We start from the raw sequence: 18,138 nt of genomic DNA, 5'->3' as shown, positions 1-18,138 counted from the left end.
ATATGACTACCGAATCGCCCGGCGCCGTCCCTCCGCCGCCGGCGAAAAAACCGCGCCGCTGGGTGCGCTACACACTGATCGCCATCGCCAGCCTGGCCGTGCTGCTGGGCGGCGCCTTCTGGTTCCTGGGCCGCGAATCGACCTTGCAGATGCTGGTGCAAAAAGTGGCCAGCGCCAGCGGCGGCGACATCGAAGTATCGGGCGTGTCCGGCTCGCTGTACAACCGCATGCACCTGGGCCATGTCAGCTACCGCAGCAAGACGCAGCACATCACGGCCGACAATATCGACATCAACTGGTCGCCGTTCCAGTTCTTCTCGGAAGGCATCGCCATCAGCGAACTGCACGTGGCCAGCCTGTCCGTGGAAAGCACGGCGCCGTCCGAGGAACCATCGACCATGCCCGCCAGCCTGGCCGCGCCGTTCAAGATCGGCATTGCCGACGCGCGTCTGGACAAGGTGACCCTGGTCAGCGCGGGCGGCAACACGGTGTTTGAAAAGATCCACTTCACCTTGTCGGGCGACAAGACGCAATGGCAGCTGGAAGACGCGTCGGCCCTGACGCCATTCGGCCAGGCCACGGCCAGCGCGACGATTGCTGCCACGCAGCCATTCAAACTGTCAGGCAAGGCCGGCTTGACGCAGCTCAAGGCCGCCGCCGGCGAAAAACCGGCCGCCCTGGCGCTGCAGCTGGGCGGCGACCTGAACGTGCTGAACGTGACGGCCAAGGGCAGCGCGGGCGCGGCCACGGCCGACGCCCAGCTGGCGCTGGCGCCGTTCGATCCCGTCATCATCCTGCGCTCAGCCAATATCCGTGGCCGCAACATCAATCCGGGCAAGTTCGACGCCACCTTGCCGCAGGCGGACCTGAGCCTGGAACTCGACGCCGCCATCGACACGCGGCCAACCAAGCAAACCGTGTCGGGCAAGCTGGCCATCCTCAACCACGCCACGCCGGGTCCCATCGACCAGCAAAAGCTGCCGCTGCGCCAGTTCGAGGCGCGCCTGGGCGGCACCCTGACGGCCACGACGCTCGAATCGGCCATCATCGATTTCGGCAATGCGGGCAAATTCACGGGTAGCGGCAAGCTCAACCGCGACGCGGCCGATGCGCCCATCGGCAATGCGCAGCTGACCTTGCACACGGACAAGATCGACTTGCAGCACATATACAGCAGCATCAACAGCACCAAGATCGTCGGCGACATCGTGCTCGACAGCGACGGCAAGACGCAAACCCTGCGCGCCAAACTCGGTGAAGCCAAGCTGCGTCTGGACGTGGAAGCCACCCTGGCCGATTCCTTGGTGCAACTGCGCAAGGCGACCTTGCAAGCGGGTAAAAGCAGCGTCAACGCGACGGGCCAGATCAGCCTGAAGGATGAGCAGCCCTTCAAGGCCGTGGCCAGCACCAGCCGCCTGAACCCTGCCGACTTCGGCGCCTTCCCCGTGGCCGACCTGAACCTCGACGTGCGCGCCAGCGGCCACGTGGCTCCCCAGTGGCTGGCGAATGCGGACTTTACCGTGCGCCCCAGCAAGCTGCTTGACCAGCCGTTGTCCGGCAAGGGCAAGCTGACGGCCGACGCGGCCCATTTCAGCGGCATCGACGTGCAATTGGCGCTGGGCAAGAACAACGTGACGGCCAAGGGCAACTTTGGCGGCGCCGGCGAAAAGCTCAACTGGAATGTCGATGCGCGGCAACTTTCCGCCTTGCAGGGCGACTTGCTGGGTAGCGTGCTGGCCAGTGGCGTGGTGCAAGGCACGATGCAGCAGCCGCGCACGAGCTTTGTTGCCGATGCAAAAGGATTGGGCCTCACCAGCGGCAAGCGTCCCGCAGCCGACAGCGCCATCCACGCCAGCGGTGACGTGGGCTTGACGGGGCCGAAGCAGACAGCGGAACTGAAAATGACGGGTTCCCTGCAAAAGATCAACCCGGCCGCGTTTGGCGCATCACTGCCCAACGGCAACGTCAATGCGGATTTCAACGGTAGCGGCCGCCTGAGCGGCGACTGGCAAGTGGCCCTCAACCTGGCCCTGCGCGAATCGACCCTGCAAAATGCCCCGCTGGCCGGCTACGCCAAACTGTCCGCCAACGCCAAACGCATCGACAGCGTCGATACGGAATTGCGCCTGGGGCCGAACAGCCTGCTGGCCAAGGGCGCGCTCGGTGGCGCCACCGACAAGCTCACATGGAAACTCGATGCGCCGCAACTGTCGACCCTGGGCCCGCGCTTTGCCGGCGTGCTGCAGGCAGCCGGCTCCGTCTCGGGCAAGATGGATGCACCGGCAGCGCAACTGACGCTCGATGGCCGTGACCTGACCTTCTTTGGCGACCAGCAACTGAAATCCATCAAAGGCAGCGCCAGCGTGGGCGCCGGCCAAGGCGCGCTCGACCCCATGGTCAGCAGCCTGGACATCACGGGCTACAGCACGCCCACCTTCAAGCTGGCCAGCGCCCGCCTGGGCACGACGGGCACGCGCGGCAGCCATACGGTGAACCTGGCGGCGCGCAACGACGATTTCGACGCCAGCGTGCAAATCCGCGGCAGCCAGAGCGGCGCCAGCTGGACGGGCACCATCGACAGCCTGCAAAACAAGGGCCGCTATGCGCTCGTGCTGCAAGCGCCCGTGCCCGTCAAAGTGGCCGGTCCCGCCGGCAGCGGCGTGGCGGGCCTGGGCCAGCCGGAACAGATCAGCGTGGGCAACACGGTCATCAAATTACCGGCAGGCAGCATCACCATGCAAAGCCTGGTCAAGAACGGCCCCCGCTGGACCAGTTCCGGCCAGGCGGCCGGCGTGGCGCTGACCTATCTGGCGCAAGTGATTCCGGCGCTGCAAGCCAATGCGCGTAGCGACCTGACCCTGGGCGCGCAATGGTCGCTCGACATGCAGGTGCCGACGGCCAAGCAGAAAGACCCATCACTGGCCGGCATGCTGCACATCTACCGCGAAAAAGGCGACGTGACGGTGGGCGTGGAACAGCCGCTGGCGCTGGGCTTGCGCACCCTCGATGCAAGAGTGGACGTGGCCAACCAGCAATTGCGCCTGGCCGTGAAACTGGACGGCGCGCGCGCGGGCCAGAGCGACATCAATGCCACCGTGCAAATGCTAGGCGGGCGCATCAGCAACGACAGCGCCCTCTCGCTGACGGGCACCACCAGCATCGATACACTGGCCTGGCTGGCGCCGCTGACGGGCCAGCCAGGGCTGGAACTGGGCGGCGCCCTGAAGGTGGCGCTGGCTGGCAGCGGCACCATCGGCGCGCCGCAGTTAAATGGCGACATCAACGGCAGCAAGCTGCTGGTGAACTGGGCCGACCAGGGCTTGAAATTGCGCAATGGCGTGCTGCAAGCCAAGCTGGCCGGCGATCAATTGCAACTGCAGCGGCTGAGCTTTGACGGCGGCGATGGCAAGGTGCAGGCAGATGGCTGGGTACGCTTTGCGAATGGCGAGGCGAGCCTGGAACTGAAATTGATGGCCGACCGCCTGCAGGCACTGTCGCGCCCTGACCGCACCTTGATCCTGTCGGGCAACAGCACCCTGGTGCGCAACGACAAGCGTTTCAGCTTCGAGGGCAAGTTCAAGGCCAACCGCGCGCTGATCGAACTGGCGCCGCAGGATACCCCGACGCAAAGCAGCGACGTGGTGGTGCTGGGCAAGGAAGTCAAGGGCGGCAAGGAAGCGCCCACACTGCCCCTGAATATCGACCTCGAGTTCGACCTGGGCAATGCCTTCCACCTGCGCGGCATGGGCATCGACGCGGACCTGGCCGGCAATGTGCGCGCCAGGGTCATCAACCGCGCCGCGCCGCGCGTGACGGGCAGCATCAAGGTCACCAGCGGCCAGTACGCGGCCTATGGACAAAAGCTGTCGATCGAGCGGGGCCTGATCGCCTTCACGGGCGCCTACGACAACCCGTCGCTGAATATCCTGGCCGTGCGCAAGCGTCCCGAGGGCGAAGCCTTGTCGGAAACGAATGTGGAAGCGGGCGTGGAAGTGCGCGGCACGGCGCAGGCGCCGACGGCCAAGCTGGTGTCCACGCCAAGCGTGTCGGACAGCGACAAGCTGGCCTGGCTGATCCTCGGCCACGGCGCGGAAACGGCGGCCGGCGATGAAATGGCCCTCCTGACGACGGCGGCAGGCGCCCTCTTCGGCGGCTCCGGTGGCGGCTTGCAAGGCAAGCTGGCCAGTTCGCTGGGACTCGATGAAGTGGGCCTGTCGCAGGCGCAAGGGCTGGAAAGCACGGTCGTCACCGTCGGCAAGCGCCTGTCGTCGCGCGCCTACCTGACGTTCGAGCAAGGCACCAGCACGGCGACGAGCCTGGTCAAGCTGCGTTATAAGCTGAACCGCCGCATCACCTTGCAATTCCAGACGGGCACGAACAATGCGCTCGACGTGTTGTACACGTGGGCGTTTGATTAGATTGGCGGCCAACAATGTCGTCGGATCACGCGGGGCGTTGCCCCGCTAATCCGACCTACGCTCCATGTGCATGCGCGTAGGTCGGATTAGCGGCGCAGCCGCGTAATCCGACACCACCAGAAACACAAAGGGCGCCTCGGCGCCCTTTTCTTTGCTCTACCGCAAACGGCTTACTCGGCCACGTCGAGCCCCCGCTCGATCATGCCTTCGACATACGCGCGCAGGTATTGTTCCAGCGCGGGGCCCGACAGCACATTGGCCGTCAGCGCGCCGTGCGGCGAGCCCTTCAGCACGCCGTCGTGGTACACGCGCGCAATCCAGGCCACGTCCGCGCCCTGGGTGTAATCGAGTTCATAGTCGAACGATTCTCCGCTGACTTTGCGTGTGTAGACTTCCTTGACAATTGCCATCTAAAACAGCCTTTCTTGACGAGATTAACTGGGATGCGGGTGCGGCACGGGATCGTCCTGCGGCACCGGGTGCACGGGCCCCGGATGGTGCCCGGGCGCTTCTTGCGGCTCCGGCGCCGGCATGGGTTCATCGACGGGCGCCGGGTCGGGCGCGCGGTGGGCATGGATGACTGACATGGCTGGCCTCCCTGCAGACAAAAGAAGACCATACCACGAGATGCCCGCCGCCTGCCATGTAAATGTCAACATGCAACCTTTGGCGTTTGACAAGCATCGCCGCCCGTCCCCATCTGGCTTACAATCGCTGTTTTACCCGTACCCGATTGCATACATGGAAACCACCACCCTCGCCCTGCTGTTACTGGTCCCGCTGCTGGTCTGGCGCATTTATTCGCGCCTGAAGAAACTGGTGGCGCGCCAGAAGTCGCAGCTGTGGCGGCACTGGAGCGTGGCGATCGCGTTTCCCGTACTGCTGTTGTTTCTGGCGACGACGACGAAATTCGACGTCCTGCCCCTGTCCAGCCTGGGCGCGGCGGCACTGGCCGGCGGCTGGCTGGGCGTGCTGGGCTTGAAGCTGACGCGCTTCGAGCACGTCGGCAAAGATTTCTTCTTTACCCAGCACCGCTACCTGGGCCTGGCCATCACGATGCTGTTCATCGCCCGATTGCTGTACCGCGGCATGGAGATCTACCTGAACTCGCGCCAGGACGTGCCCGTGCCGCCGCCACCGTTCGGCCAGAGTCCGCTGACCATGGCCGCCTACGGCCTCGTCATCGGCTACTACGCCGTGTATGCGTGGGGCCTGGTGCGCTGGCGCCAGCGCAACAAGCCCTTGCAAGCGGCCGAATAAGCCGGATCAGTAGTACTGGCACAGGCCAGTACACGTCGTCACCGCCAGCGCCTGGCGTATCGTCGCCAGCGCAGGCGCCAGGGTGGGATCGAGATCCTTGTCCGCCTCGGCCAGGCTGGTCAGCATGCGCTCGCGCAAGGGCGGCGCCATCAGATTGACATTCGCCGTGGCGTGCTGCGCCGCCGCTGCCAGCATGACTTTCTTTTGCGCCCCATTCCAGTACGGCACCTGCACAAACTGCACCACGTTCGCAAACATGGTGCTCGATCCCTTGCTGAAGGCGCGGGCCCGCATGCGCTCGGTACCGCTCACGTCCTGCGCCGGCTGCGTGCTGAACTCGGCTTCCATCAAACCGATCAAGTGCGCATGGCAATGCACGCCGAAGGCAAACAGGGCGGCCATTTCATCGCCATAATTGGCCAGGTTCTGCGTCACCTGCTCCCGGCGCGCCTGCTGCAGCTCGGCGCCGGACAGCAGCAGCGGCCGTTGCAAGCCAAACGTGTAATACGCCTTGCCCAGGTTGGTTGCCCGCTCACACAGGGCCACGCTCTGGTTCATGTCTTGCAGCGCCGCGACTGGCGCCTGGAACAGGCGCGGGCCATCGGCGACCTGGGCAAACAATGCCGCCACGGCAGGGTCGGCCAAACGCGGCAAGCTGCCATCGGCAGTGGACGCGGCCACCATCGCTTCTAGGCGCGTGGCAGCTTGCTGGAAATCGGTATAGCTGTCGGCCCAGGCGGCAGGCGCCACGAGGGCGGAGGAAAGGCAGAACAGGCGCCCGAGGCGGCGCAGCGGCGTGGAAATCAAAAAGGACATGGGATCAGGAAAACACTATTGAATAATTGGTAATTATAGGCAATCTGTATCCACAGTGCATTTAATTGCCTTTGCGACAATGCTTACCTAAGCGATGAGGGTGACGCGCGGCCAGCGCGCCGCATAGTCCTTGCTGGCCAGGCGCTGAGCATAACCATCCAGGCTGATGCGCGCCGGGTTGCGCCGCACCACCATATTGAACAGATCATCGAGGCCATGCGGCGCGACGATGCCGATCTCGCCGTCAGGCTGCAGCCAGATGCCAACCGAGGTGGCAAATTCGGGCCAGGAAGCGATGGCGTCGTCGAGCGACAGCAGCGGCGGCACGGCATAGCCAAAAGCATCTTCGAACCACAGGTGCACCCGCGCCTGGTTGCAGACCTCCCACGGCACGCCGGGCAACGCAGTTTCCAGGCGCTGGCGCAGTTCCACCTCGCGCCGGGGTTGCAAATTGTGCGCATCGAAATACGCCACGTCGACGTCGCTCAAGACCGACGGTTGCGCGTAGCCGTGCAAGGCGTCCCACACGAGGTTGCGCACGGCGCCGGCGCCGATGCAGCAGTGAGGCAAGCCCAGCTGCGCCACGGCGTGCAAGGCTTGCATGCACCACGGCGTGGCGCGGGCGATGGCGCGCAGACGCGCGGTCAGCGCTTCCTGCGTGCTCATTCCTATGGCCGGATCTGCGGCGCCACGCCGTCGTGGTCGCCCGCGCCTTCGACATTGCCGAAGTACACGTCCAGATCCTGTTTCGGATGGAAGTTGCGCAGCTTGACTTGCAGGGTGGTGGGATTGATTTTGGTGAACGTGCCGGGGAAGCACAGGCTGACCAGCTCGTCCGGCTTGCCCTTGATCAGGTTCAAGGTAAAGTCTTCGATGCCATTCTTCCAGGTGTTACCCGTCGTCAAAATGTACGATACCCACACGGCATTGACGAAGCCGCTTTCGCCCTGCTTGGCCGCCAGGCGGTTCCACGTCTTGTAGAAGGCCTTGTCGCCGCAGTATTTCTTTTCAAATGTATTGCCATCGCCCAGGTAGGACGCACCGGGACCGGCCGCGACGAATGGCGCATATTGATGGCGCACGCGCACGACTTTGCCGGCGGGGAATTTCTGCTGCCACAGGTAGATGACTTTCACGGTCCAGGCCGGCACCCATTCCTCGTCGTACAGCTGGGCCAGCAAGCCTTCGCGTATCATGATCTTGCTCTGCGCGGCCGTCAGCGGCGCCACTTTCTTGTCGAACGGCGTGTGCGAGGGGAAATAGGCAATTTGCGCATCCGACAAGCCCAGCTGGCGCAAGCGGGCCGTCACGTCGGCGCTATCGAGCTTGGCGACGAAGGTGGTTTTATAGTCCTTGCGCTTGCCATCCACATCGACGGTAAATTGCTGCGGCTGGCCGTAATACGTGGGCGAGCCGTGGTAGCCCGCCGCGTATTCGGGCAAGGGGAAGAAGATCGTCTCTTCCACGTCCCTGGCCGATTCATTGAGGAATTCATACTCGACCTTGATCAAGTCCGTGCTCACGCTGAGCACTTCCTTTTTCATGGCCACGGCATCCGTCTTGCCGAACAGAATGCCGCCCGCGCTGACGGAACCGATGCCGTCGTTGGCCACGGCGGTGCCTGCCAATGCCAGCGACAGTGCCGCAGCCAGAACGAGCTTGCGCGCGATCATCATGCCACCTTGCCCGACACGGGATCGACGCGGCGCTGCAGCACGAAAATCGGTTGCGCCCATTGGGTATCCTTTTTCTTCTTGCTGGTGATCAAAGTGAGCTCCGACGGATCGTAGACATCCGTGTTGTGCGTCAACGGCGTCGTCATCAGGTATTGCGCTTCCGTATTTTTCAGGAATTCGCCGACCAATTGAATGTTGCGGATGTCGAGGTGGGCAAACGGTTCGTCGATGAAGACGAAGCCGCCGGAACCGTCTTCCGATTTCAGCAATCCGATCAGCAGCACCAGCGACTTCATCACCTGCTGGCCGCCCGACGCCTCGCCATCGTTCATGCCGATCACGCCCTTGCCGTCGAACTTGAAGCGCACGTGCAAGCCCGCCTGCGATAGCTGCACATCGTCATTTTCCAGGCGCACGGGGTCGGCATGCACTTCGATGCCGGCCAGTTCGCCCAGCTCCTTGATGTTCTTGCTGTAAGTCTTGATGGTGTAGCGCAAGCGCTCCATGTAGGCGCCACGGGCATTGCCCGTCGCCTCGATGGCGCGGTTGTTCTGGTAGCGGCGCTCATCCGTTTCCGACTGGCGGCCATGCAATTGATCCGACAGGCGGTGGTGCTGGTCGATGACGGTGGCGTCGAGTTCCCAGTCGTCGCGCGCCAGGCTGTTTTGCAGGCTGGCCACGCGCAGATCGACCTGGTGCGCATTCTGGTGTTCGGCCACGAGGGCCGCGCGGCGGGCGGGACGGCGCCAGCTTTTCGGCAGGTGGCGCCACGCATGGCGCAAGGCCAGCAAGGCGCGCGCATGCTCGGCGCGCTGTTCAATCTGCTTCTTGTAGCCCAGGCGCGAACCCGCTTCCGCTTCCGACAAGGCCAGGCGCGCGTTTTGCCACACGGTATCGGCACGCGTGCGCGCCACTGTGGCGTTCTTGGTCAGGTTTTGCAGCTCGCCCAGTCGCCCGCCCACTTCCAGGCGCTCTTCCTTGAGCGGCTTGGAATTGCGCAGCGCTTCGGCGAATTCTTCCTGGCGCGCACTGAGTTCCTTGGCCGCGTCGACGCCGGCGATGCGCGCTTTTAACGCACCCACTTCGGCCGCCAGCTTCGAGATCGCCAGGGTCAAGGTGTCTTCCTGGCCTTCCAGGCCAGGCAGGGAGCGCAGCAGCGCTTCTAGGCGGCCGCTGCGGCCAGCCTGGCCGAAGCGGTAGCGCGACGCTTCCACGAACAGGGAGCGCCCGCCGCGGCGTTCGCGGTGATACGCCTCGGGCGTGATCCATTCCTCGTGGTTGCCCAGCTTGAAGCCGGCTTCGACGGAATCGACTCTAGCAATGCGCGACAGCTGCTCGATCAGCCAGCTGGGCACGGGCGCGGAAAATTTCACCACGGCCAGCAAGCTTTCATCTTTCGCCACGGGCGCCGTGACCAGGTCGGGCACGATGAAGTGGCGGTAGCGCTCCTTCTCGGCCAAACGGTAAGCGGCAGCCGCATCCTTGGCCTTGTCGAGCAAGACGACCGAGGCGTATCCGCCCAGCACGCCTTCGACGGCGCCCTGCCAGCGGCTGTCCGTCACTTCGACGATGTCCGACAGCATCGCGTGGGGAATACCCGCGTCGCGCAGCGCGCGGCGCATGCCGCGCACATTGTCCGGCTCCGGCATGGCCGTCTTGCCTTGCAGCGCGGCAATCGTCGCCTGCTCGCCCGCGATGCGGGCCGACAGGGCGTCGCGCTGCTGGCGCTGGCGCAGCAGTTCCGCTTCCTTCTGTTCCAGCTGGGCCGCCACTTCGGCGATGTCGCTGCCCGAGTCCGCCGCCAGCTTGTGCAAACGGTCTTTCTGCTCCAGCAGGCTGTCCAGCGGTTTCAGCTTGCTATTGATCAGGGACAAACGGCTCTGCAAACCGATCGATTCCTGTTCCAGCAAGGTCTCGTTCATCTGCGCGTCGGACAGGGCCTTCGCCTGTGCGGCCAGCGCATTGCGCTTGTCCGTCAGTTGCTGATCCGCCTGCGCCATCGGTTTGCGCGCATCGCGCAATTGGCGGCTGGCGATGGCCGCTTTTTCGCGCGCCTCGTGGTACTGCAGGCTGGGCAGCACTTCTTCCAGCAGGTTGCGGCGTTCTTTATGTAAACCTTCCCACTGGTGGTAATTGGCCACGCGCAGGCGCAAGCCTTCCAGGTTGGTTTTCGACGCTTTCAGCTCTGTTTCGAAGCGCTTCAGTTCCACTTCCGTGTCGCGCTGGTGGCGCTTGGCTTCATCATAGGCGTCCAGCACTTCCTTGTCGCCGAACACCTGGAACACCAGGTCGAGCAGTTGGCGCGGCGCGTATTCGCACAATTTGTCCGTCTCGCCCTGCTCCAGTGCCAGCACTTTCGACATGGCCGGCGACAGGCCCGCATTGGCCAGGCGCTTGCGGTAGTTTTCCACACCGAGCCAGTCGTTGGCATCCGTGATGTCTTCGATCTGCACATTGCCCGGACGCATCAGATACTGGCGCTTCCAGTCGCCGCCATTCTTCTGGATCTGGCAAAACAGCGTCACTTCATCGTCGCTGAAGAAGCCGGAACTGCGGAACGGGCGGTTCGACAGCTGCTTGCCCACGTTCTTGTTGTCGACCACGGCGCGCAGCCAGGCCGTCTGCTGGCCCGAATGGCGCGCATAGTGTTTATACGTGCGGCCCATCGAGCAGTCGAGGCCGAACAGGGTGCGCAAGGCGTCGAGCAAGGTGGTCTTGCCGGAGCCGTTCTGCCCCGCGATGGTGATGATCTTCGCGTCGAGCGGAATATTCTTGATGCGCTGCCAGTAATCCCAGTGCACCAGTTCAAGTGATTTGATATGAAACATGGGCGCTTTCAGTGAGGGAGGTCGGACACAGGCTCGTCGCCCGCATCTGGCAAGTCGCCGATGTCGGCGGACAAATCAGCGGACAAATCAGCGTCGAGGTCGACGGCCACCAGACGTGCCGGCGCCCGCTTGAACACGTCGGCCAGGGCGCCATTGATGATGCGCTCTTTCAAGACGTCCGTGTCCATCATCAGGTCGAGCAGCGGACCTTCCAGGATGAAATCGCCGCGCCGCTCGATGAAGCCCAGCTTGGCCAGGGTGCCCAGATTCATGTCCATGCGCGTCTTCTTGCCCAGCTTGTCGCCGAAGTCCGACAGCAGCGCCTTGTAGGAAATGCCGATCGACGCGTCTTCCGCGCGCGGCAGCGGTTTTTCCGTGCCGAACATATCGTTCTGGTCGTCGTCCGCGTGCTGGTGCGTTTCCTGGCGTTCACGCTTGGGCAGGATGATCTGCGCCCACAGTACCACCAGCAAGGCCACGCCATCGCGCGCCAGGCCAAAATTATTGTTTTGCCACACGTCGCGCGCGCCGAAAATCTTCGGCTCGATGGTGCGCGTCAGGGCCAGGGTGACATGGTCGGCGTACACGTTGTCGAGCAGCTTCAGGCCGCAAGCCAGCAATCGCGCATCGATTTCGGCGCGGAACAGCTCGTCGGACAGCACGCGCTTGACGAGCTTGTCGTCGCGGCGCAGGGTTTGATGCGTGAGCAGGCGCGCAATCAGGATTTGGGAATCGTCATTCATCGGCGGTGCCGCTATCTAAATCAAGTGAAACATTCAGTGAAAGCGAGGCGATCGACATGGCCGCCACATGGGGGTCGGTCAGCTGGACCATCTCGTCGGTCGGTGTAAAGGTAATCGGCAAGCGGGCCAGTTCGGCCGTCGAGCCTTGCAAGCTCGCTTCGGACACATCGCCCAGCAGCGGCAGCATGGAGGCGCGGTACGAGGCCACGGCAAAGCTGGCCGGCAGCAAGGAATCCTGCACGGGCACCGATTTCGGCCCCTCTTCGCCGATGCTGGGGAAATTGCCCAGGCTGGCGAAGTTTGACAGGCGGTCCAACAGGTCATCGAGTTCAAGCTGCATGGCGGGTCCGTCGCTGATGGTGGTGGGCGCATCCTCGCCGCTAGGCAGGCCCGTGTTGATGACGCCTGCCGCCCGTTCGGACAGCAGTTCCGTTTCGGCCACATCGATCATTTCGGCCGGCGTGGAGAACAGCGGTACGACGGGCTGGTCGATGGCGCCCTCGGCCAGGCTGGCCAGGTCGTCGTGCAGCAAGAGCCAGCGCTTGATGTCGGTAGTCGACAGGCCCGACTGGCCCAGGTGCACGCGCTGGCGCTCGATCTGGTTCAGGGCGCGCGAAAACATGCCTTGCATGTTGAGCAATTTACTTTGCGCGCGGCCAATCGCCTGCGCCGCCTTGTGCGTGGCGCTGTCCGCGTTTTCATCGGACGTGATCGCCACGAGAATCTCGGAACCCTTCTCGACCCAGTCGCAGGCCATGTTCCACTTCGCTTGCGCCGTGCGCAGCCGGAATTCGGAACCGGAAGCGATGGCGTCGGAAAATTCCTCCGTCAAGTCCACCAGGCGCCCCAGCAAATGCTGGAGTTGTTCAACGGATACGCCGCCGACGGCTTGCGCACCGGCCACCTGCGACAGCAGAAAGCCCATTTCCGCTTCGTCTTCCGTCTGCCCCAGGCCCAGCAGGCTGTCGATGGCGGACAGCACATTGCGCGCCATCGGCGTGACGCGGTACACGCCCTGCTGCGCATCCCAGGCCAGCAACTGGTTCGAGCGCAGGCGCAGCAAGACCGTTTCCAGGCTTTCGGGCAACAGATACGCCAGTTTCGTATTGATATCGGCACGCGTATAGGCCGACGTGGCCGCATCGGACGCCAGCTCGCGCAACACCAGCAGACGCACCAGCACCCCATCGAAACCGCCGTGGAACAGGGCCGTAAACACTTGCAGCAGGGGCTGCGCCCGCTTCAAGTGAAATACCTGCTCGATCTCGTCGGCCGAAATATTGGGCTGGAAATGCGCCTGCAAGGAATCGTGATGCTCTTGCTCTGTCTGATTTGCATCCGTAGCCACGGCTGCACTTGCCATTATATCAATCATTCTTTTCCGGATGAGTGTTCAGCGGGCGGCGCTGCGGGCTAACGCGGCGCTGCGGGGCGGGGGCGTCAGTATATCAGTTCTGACATGCAATTTAGCGCATGGGAGGGGGAGGTGCGGACACGGCGCAACGCTGGCGCCTGCTTATTAAGACTCCTGATGGCGAAAACCCATGAAAGGCTGGGGTCAGACCCGGCGGGTCTGACCCCACAACAACAGCAAGCACTTACTTCTTGACAATCTTTTGCAAGGTTTGTTCCACGTAATCACCATCTTCATCGGCGAACGTCACCTTCACGGGATACCATTCCAGCGACGGCGCCAGCCACAGGTCCACTTGCTGGCCCTTCTTGTCCGGCGGCGGCGCCTTGATCAGGTGCACGGCCTCCACCAGACCCTGGCCGGTGGCGACGGTCTCCTGCTTGACGACCTTGAAGGTCCACGGTTCGGCGTCGTGGCGGCCGGCAACGAAGAAGCTCCATTCCGAACCGGGCGTGAATTTCTCGGGGGTGGCGCGCGCCACGCTGACCAGTTGCCAGACGGTGCTGTTGCGGTCCTGCTCGCCGCCTTTCAGAGGATAGCTGTCGTCGCCTTCGCTGAAGACGATCGTCTTGCTGTCGCGCTTGAAGGTGGTCGTGGCCGCTTCCTTGCGGAAGCGCTTTTCCACGAACTGCGCCGGCGCCAGGCCGTAATCGTCGACCGTGCCTTCGCTGCGCTGCTCGAGTATTTTGCCGAACAGGGCCGCCTTGGTTTCGGCCAGCAGCGAGTACTTGCCATCGCCGGCGCGCCAGTTGCTGACGGATTCGCCCGACAGCGCAATGCCGCGCTGTTTCGCCTTGATCGAATACACGAGGTCAGCCGACGGCGCCAGCTTGTACGGGCGCTTGATGACGGGGTGATCGACGGGCTCGTCCGCCGCTATGGCGGGACTCAGGGTGGCGGCCAGCAGGCTGGCGAGCAGAACGCGTTTCAAAGTTATCAAAGTAGTCATTTATTTTCCTGTAGCGTCATTGACGCGAATTTGGGTCACGGTTTGCGTGGTCAGCGCCCCGTTCGCTTCGGTATTGCGTATTTGTACCGGATACCATTGCATGGACGGCGCCAGCCAGATATCGAGCTGCGACGAATACGTGCCGGGCTTCGGCGGCCGGCGCAAATGCCACGTCACCAGCCGGCCCATCCTGGTTTCCAGTTCTTCCTCGCCCACCAGGTGGAAACGGAACACGGTCGCTTCCTTTTCCTCGCCGACGAGTATGTCGATATTGCCCACCAGCTGGTTGACGTCGGCGCGGCCGATGGCGGCCAGCTGGAACGGCACGGTGGCCTTGTCTTGCGCCCCCTCTTGCCATGGCGCCGTGGCCGTCGTGGCCGAAAACGTGATGGCCTTGGCGTCGCGGTTGAAATGCGTGGCCGTTTGCGCGCGGCCCTTGCGTTTTTCCGTGGCCGTAACGGGCACGATGCCGCTGCCATCGATCACGCCCTCGCTGGTCAGCACCAGCAGGTTGATGCGCGTGATCAGCATGCTCAAACCCACTTCCAGCTTCAGCTGATACGTGTCGCCCCGATTGTCCCACGCCATCGCGGCCACGCCCTGCCATTTGGTGCCGTCCGCATCGCGCCGGTCCACATGCAGGTCGAACTGGGCCGAGGCGGGCGCGTTCGTCTTGTAGCGGCGTGCCTGCTCGACGGGCGCCGGCGGCGGCGCGCTGGCCGGCACGGGTGCGGCGGCCACGGCGGGCGCCGGCGCCGTGATGGCCGGGGCAGCCACGGCGGCCGCCTCGGTCGTGGCCGGGCCTTCCGGCACGTCGCTGGCGGGCGCCGTCAACTGGGGCGTTTCGCTCGACGCCAGCTCCGTCGGGGGCGGCGGGGGCGGCGGCCGGGGCTTGGGCACGGGCCGCAGTTCAGGCGGCGGTGGCGGCACCACCGGCAGCGGTTTGGGCGGCTCGGCGATCAAGGCCATGCTGACCGCTTGCGCATGATTCTGTCCCAGCGGCACCATGCTGGCACGCGAGGTGAGCCATTCCAACGCCACGTAATGCAGTACGCCGATGACCGCGACAAAGACGACGGTGCGGCGGCGCGGTGGCGAAAAGAAGGAGTCAGGCATCATAGGCCGTAGTGTAACGCTTCCGCCCCGCTTCCCGCTTCTTGCCCGTGCTCAACTCTTAATGTTTTATGTAAGAAAATGTTGGCGGCATTGCGTCAGTTGCAAGCCGATATCTGCTACGCTAAGCCTATCCATCTACCAGGAGATTTCGCATGGCAAACCCGCAAATGCCCCAAATGCCGGGCGCAGCAGTTGTGACCGATACGCTCGACTTCGTCAAAAACCTGTGGGGCAGCATGAGCGTGCCCGGCATGGGCGTGCCTGGCATCACGGCGCCCACCATGTCGGTGGAAGAGCTGGACAAGAAAATCAACGACCTGAAAGCCGTCGAAGCGTGGCTGAACCTCAACACCAGCATGCTGCGCGGCAGTATCCAGGCGCTGGAAGTGCAGCGCGGCACCATCGCCACATTGAAATCGATGGGCGCGTCACTGGCGGCGGCCATCACGCAACCGGGTGCCAGCGAGAAAACCGTGTTTGAATCCGTGCCCTACGCTTCCGCGTTTTTCCAGCAAGCCACACCTGCACCTGCGGCGCCTGAACCGAAACCGGCTCCTGCGCCAGCACCTGCGCCCGTACCGGAACCGGCTGCGGCTGCGCCCGGCGATGCCGGCAGCCAGGCAGCAGCCCAGTTGGCCAATCCAAGTGCTTGGTGGAATTTGTTACAAGATCAGTTCAAGCAGGCGGTGTCGACGGCAATGTCGCCCGACGCTGCCAGCGCGGCAGCGGCCAGCTTTGGCAGTGTGAGCAAAGCCAAGCCAGCGGCCAGCAAGCCGGCCAAACCTGCCGAGGCAGGCACGGCAGCCAAGGCCAAGGCCCCGCTGCGCAAGGCGCCGGCAAAGCGCGCGGCACCCAAAGCGAAAGCGCCAGGCAAAGCCTGATGCTGCAAGCCGGCAATATGATCAGGCGATACGATGAATGCGGATCGCCTCGATCATGTTGTCGGCCTGGCGTTTTACGTCACCGATCGTGATCAGGCCTTCGTCGGCCAGCGCCTTGGCGTGCTCGTACGAAGACTGGAATGTTTCCAGCGTGTCTCCCTTGGCGGCGACCGGGCGTACCCAGGCAATACTGCCGACTTTCATTTTTTTGTACACTTCATTGACCACATCACGCATAGTTTCTTCCTTATTGTTGTAAAGCAACTCAAGCACGGGCGAACCCACGCTGGCCCCTAGTTTATCATCCGGCACGCTCACGCACGGCTTTTCCGCCTTTTTCCGGCGCCGGCGGCGTTTTTTCCGGCGCTGCGACGGCTTCTTCCGGCCCGGGCGGCGGCGTCAGCTGCACCAGTTGCTCCATCAATTGCGCAAAGCGCTGCTGCCCTGGTGCAATTTTGTCTACATATAACAACACTTCCATGGCCTCGGCCGCCAGGTCGGCCTGAAACCCGCGCTGCTCCAGGCACGACACGATGATTTGCGCGGAATTGAACAGGATGCGCAAGTTGTTCGGCAGCTTTTCGCGCGCCGTGCGCATCCAGGCGACCGCTTCGTTGAGCTTGTCCGTCTTCCACAGCAGCACGCCCTTGTTCATCAAGTCCGACGCTTCCTTGCGCGAGGCGATGATCAGGCTCGTGCCCTCGTCGCCCATCTTCGCCTTATCGAAAATTTTTTGCACCTCGTCCTGCACCACCTGGTTGTCGTGGTTGTTCTTCACCACGTAGCACAGCAGGCCGGCCGGCGCATCCTTGACGCCGACGGCGAACAGCAGGGTCGCCAGCTCCATGCAGATGGCCTTTTCGGGGCGCGCCGGGTCTTCGGCCAGCATGGCTTCGAGCTCGTCGCCGCACTTGCGCGCGCGCCGGTAATCGCCCGTTTCGTGGTGCACCATGCCTTCCGTGATCTTCGCGCGCAGCCCGATCTGCTCGGGCGAGAATTCGCGCTGCGCCAGCAGCAGCCACTGCAACGCCTCCTTGGCATCCTTCTTCAAGCCGCACACGCGCGCCAGTCCCAGGTAGGCGTCCGGCGTCTTCATGACGGAAAACTCGCCGATGGAAATACACTTGCGAAAAGCCTTTTCCGCCATGCTGACGTTGCCCACTTTCAGGGCCGCCAGTCCCAGATTGCGCTGGCGCGGCACGGAATTGGGCGACAGCCGCGCCGCCTTTTCCAGCACGCCGCAGGCCTCTTCGTGCTGGCCCATCAGCTGATAGGCGACGGCCATCTGGTCATAGGCGTCGATGTAATACTTGTTTTCGACGATCACGCCCTGGAATATCTGCCGCGCCGCCTCGTGCTCGCCGTTATTCATGCGGATCTTGCCCAGGCCCGCCTTGGCCCAGCTGTAATCGCGCTCGGCCAGCACTTTTTCGTATACGGCGCGCGCCTTTTCCGGTTCGCCGCTTTTCAGCAGCAAACTGGCCTTCATGCGCAGCAATTCCAGCTCGTGCAGCTTGTTGAGCTCGATCTGCGCGTCGCACAATTTCGCCGCGCGCAAATAATCCTTTTCCATGCAAGCCTGGTCGATTTCGCGGAATACCTGCTTCTTGTGCCACACGCGGTTCAGGCGCGTCAGCAGCACGCCTTCCGTGATCGGCTTGATCAGGTAGGCGTCGGGCTGGTGCTCGGCCGCGCCCATCACGGATTCCACGCTTTTCTCGGCCGACACCATCAGCCACACGCTGGACGGCGCCGTCAGGTTGCGCACGCGCGTCTCTTCCAGCACTTGCTGGCCGTTCTTGCCTTCGCCCAGGTTGTAATCGCACAGCACCACGTCGTAGCGCGTCTTGGCCAGCAGCTTCATGGCTTCGCCGCCGCTGGCCGCCTGGTCGATATGGCGCGCGCCCAGATTGCGCAGGGATTCGCGCAGCAGGATGCGGATGCCGATGAAATCGTCGACCAGCAGATAATGTTTGTCGGCCCAGTCGGTGCTGCCCGCTTCGGCGGCGGTGGCGTGGCTGTCTGTCGTCATGGGTT

General features: G+C 63.4%; 15 protein-coding genes. 3 read left to right on the top strand and 12 right to left on the bottom strand.

The window, feature by feature from the left end:
- Positions 1 to 2: 2 nt before the first annotated feature.
- Complete coding sequence (locus FG13_RS21880) at positions 3 to 4,418, top strand: translocation/assembly module TamB domain-containing protein (RefSeq protein WP_327062479.1); 4,416 nt, start codon at positions 3 to 5, stop codon at positions 4,416 to 4,418.
- Between the two features lie 170 nt (positions 4,419 to 4,588).
- Here the strand turns inward: FG13_RS21880 and FG13_RS21875 are convergent, their stop codons facing one another.
- Complete coding sequence (locus FG13_RS21875; protein ID WP_034753464.1) at positions 4,589 to 4,828, bottom strand: hypothetical protein; 240 nt, start codon at positions 4,826 to 4,828, stop codon at positions 4,589 to 4,591.
- 24 nt (positions 4,829 to 4,852) lie between these two features.
- On the bottom strand, positions 4,853 to 5,005 hold the full coding sequence (locus tag FG13_RS30730; protein ID WP_168208500.1) for a hypothetical protein: 153 nt from the start codon (positions 5,003 to 5,005) through the stop codon (positions 4,853 to 4,855).
- 154 nt (positions 5,006 to 5,159) lie between these two features.
- Here FG13_RS30730 and FG13_RS21870 point away from each other — a divergent pair, with 154 nt between their 5' ends.
- Complete coding sequence (locus FG13_RS21870; protein WP_035824281.1) at positions 5,160 to 5,678, top strand: hypothetical protein; 519 nt, start codon at positions 5,160 to 5,162, stop codon at positions 5,676 to 5,678.
- A gap of 6 nt (positions 5,679 to 5,684) precedes the next feature.
- Here FG13_RS21870 and FG13_RS21865 read toward each other — a convergent pair whose 3' ends face one another.
- The 8 genes from FG13_RS21865 to FG13_RS21830 form a co-directional block, all read right to left on the bottom strand.
- A complete protein-coding gene (locus FG13_RS21865; protein ID WP_035824277.1) occupies positions 5,685 to 6,494 on the bottom strand; it encodes a hypothetical protein in 810 nt (269 codons plus the stop codon).
- Between the two features lie 87 nt (positions 6,495 to 6,581).
- On the bottom strand, positions 6,582 to 7,160 hold the full coding sequence (locus FG13_RS21860; RefSeq protein WP_051959335.1) for a nucleotidyltransferase family protein: 579 nt from the start codon (positions 7,158 to 7,160) through the stop codon (positions 6,582 to 6,584).
- Between the two features lie 2 nt (positions 7,161 to 7,162).
- Positions 7,163 to 8,170: a DUF4424 family protein gene (locus tag FG13_RS21855; RefSeq protein WP_161784202.1), complete on the bottom strand. Its 1,008-nt coding sequence runs from the start codon at positions 8,168 to 8,170 to the stop codon at positions 7,163 to 7,165.
- Positions 8,167 to 10,998 (bottom strand): ATP-binding protein, encoded by a 2,832-nt coding sequence (locus tag FG13_RS21850; protein ID WP_035824270.1) that lies wholly within the window; start codon positions 10,996 to 10,998, stop codon positions 8,167 to 8,169. The genes FG13_RS21855 and FG13_RS21850 overlap by 4 nt, the downstream gene beginning before the upstream one ends.
- Positions 10,999 to 11,006: 8 nt before the next feature.
- Positions 11,007 to 11,741, bottom strand: a complete 735-nt coding sequence (locus tag FG13_RS21845; RefSeq protein ID WP_035824268.1) for a hypothetical protein — start codon at positions 11,739 to 11,741, stop codon at positions 11,007 to 11,009.
- Positions 11,734 to 13,104, bottom strand: a complete 1,371-nt coding sequence (locus tag FG13_RS21840) for a hypothetical protein (protein ID WP_099378545.1) — start codon at positions 13,102 to 13,104, stop codon at positions 11,734 to 11,736. The genes FG13_RS21845 and FG13_RS21840 overlap by 8 nt, the downstream gene beginning before the upstream one ends.
- 235 nt (positions 13,105 to 13,339) lie before the next feature.
- Positions 13,340 to 14,104: a DUF3108 domain-containing protein gene (locus FG13_RS21835; RefSeq protein ID WP_035824262.1), complete on the bottom strand. Its 765-nt coding sequence runs from the start codon at positions 14,102 to 14,104 to the stop codon at positions 13,340 to 13,342.
- Entirely contained in the window at positions 14,105 to 15,223 is a 1,119-nt protein-coding gene (locus FG13_RS21830) for a DUF3108 domain-containing protein (protein WP_235211785.1), read from the bottom strand.
- A gap of 149 nt (positions 15,224 to 15,372) precedes the next feature.
- On the opposite strand from FG13_RS21830, the gene FG13_RS21825 reads away from it, so the two are divergent.
- Positions 15,373 to 16,101, top strand: coding sequence for a PhaM family polyhydroxyalkanoate granule multifunctional regulatory protein (locus tag FG13_RS21825; protein WP_035824257.1), 729 nt, complete (start codon positions 15,373 to 15,375; stop codon positions 16,099 to 16,101).
- Positions 16,102 to 16,122: 21 nt separating this feature from the next.
- Here FG13_RS21825 and FG13_RS21820 read toward each other — a convergent pair whose 3' ends face one another.
- Both FG13_RS21820 and FG13_RS21815 read right to left on the bottom strand, forming a co-directional pair.
- Positions 16,123 to 16,419 carry a hypothetical protein gene (locus FG13_RS21820; protein WP_225242919.1) on the bottom strand — a complete coding sequence of 99 codons (297 nt, stop codon included), beginning with the start codon at positions 16,417 to 16,419 and terminating at the stop codon, positions 16,123 to 16,125.
- On the bottom strand, positions 16,403 to 18,133 hold the full coding sequence (locus FG13_RS21815) for a response regulator (RefSeq protein WP_035824253.1): 1,731 nt from the start codon (positions 18,131 to 18,133) through the stop codon (positions 16,403 to 16,405). Before FG13_RS21815 ends, FG13_RS21820 begins: the two co-directional genes overlap by 17 nt.
- Positions 18,134 to 18,138: the final 5 nt, after the last annotated feature.

It is taken from the genome of Janthinobacterium sp. RA13 (assembly GCF_000745325.1).
GTDB lineage: Bacteria > Pseudomonadota > Gammaproteobacteria > Burkholderiales > Burkholderiaceae_D > Janthinobacterium > Janthinobacterium rivuli.
Note: the sequence above shows the minus strand (reverse complement) of the source record. Positions and strands in the feature narration are given on the sequence as shown.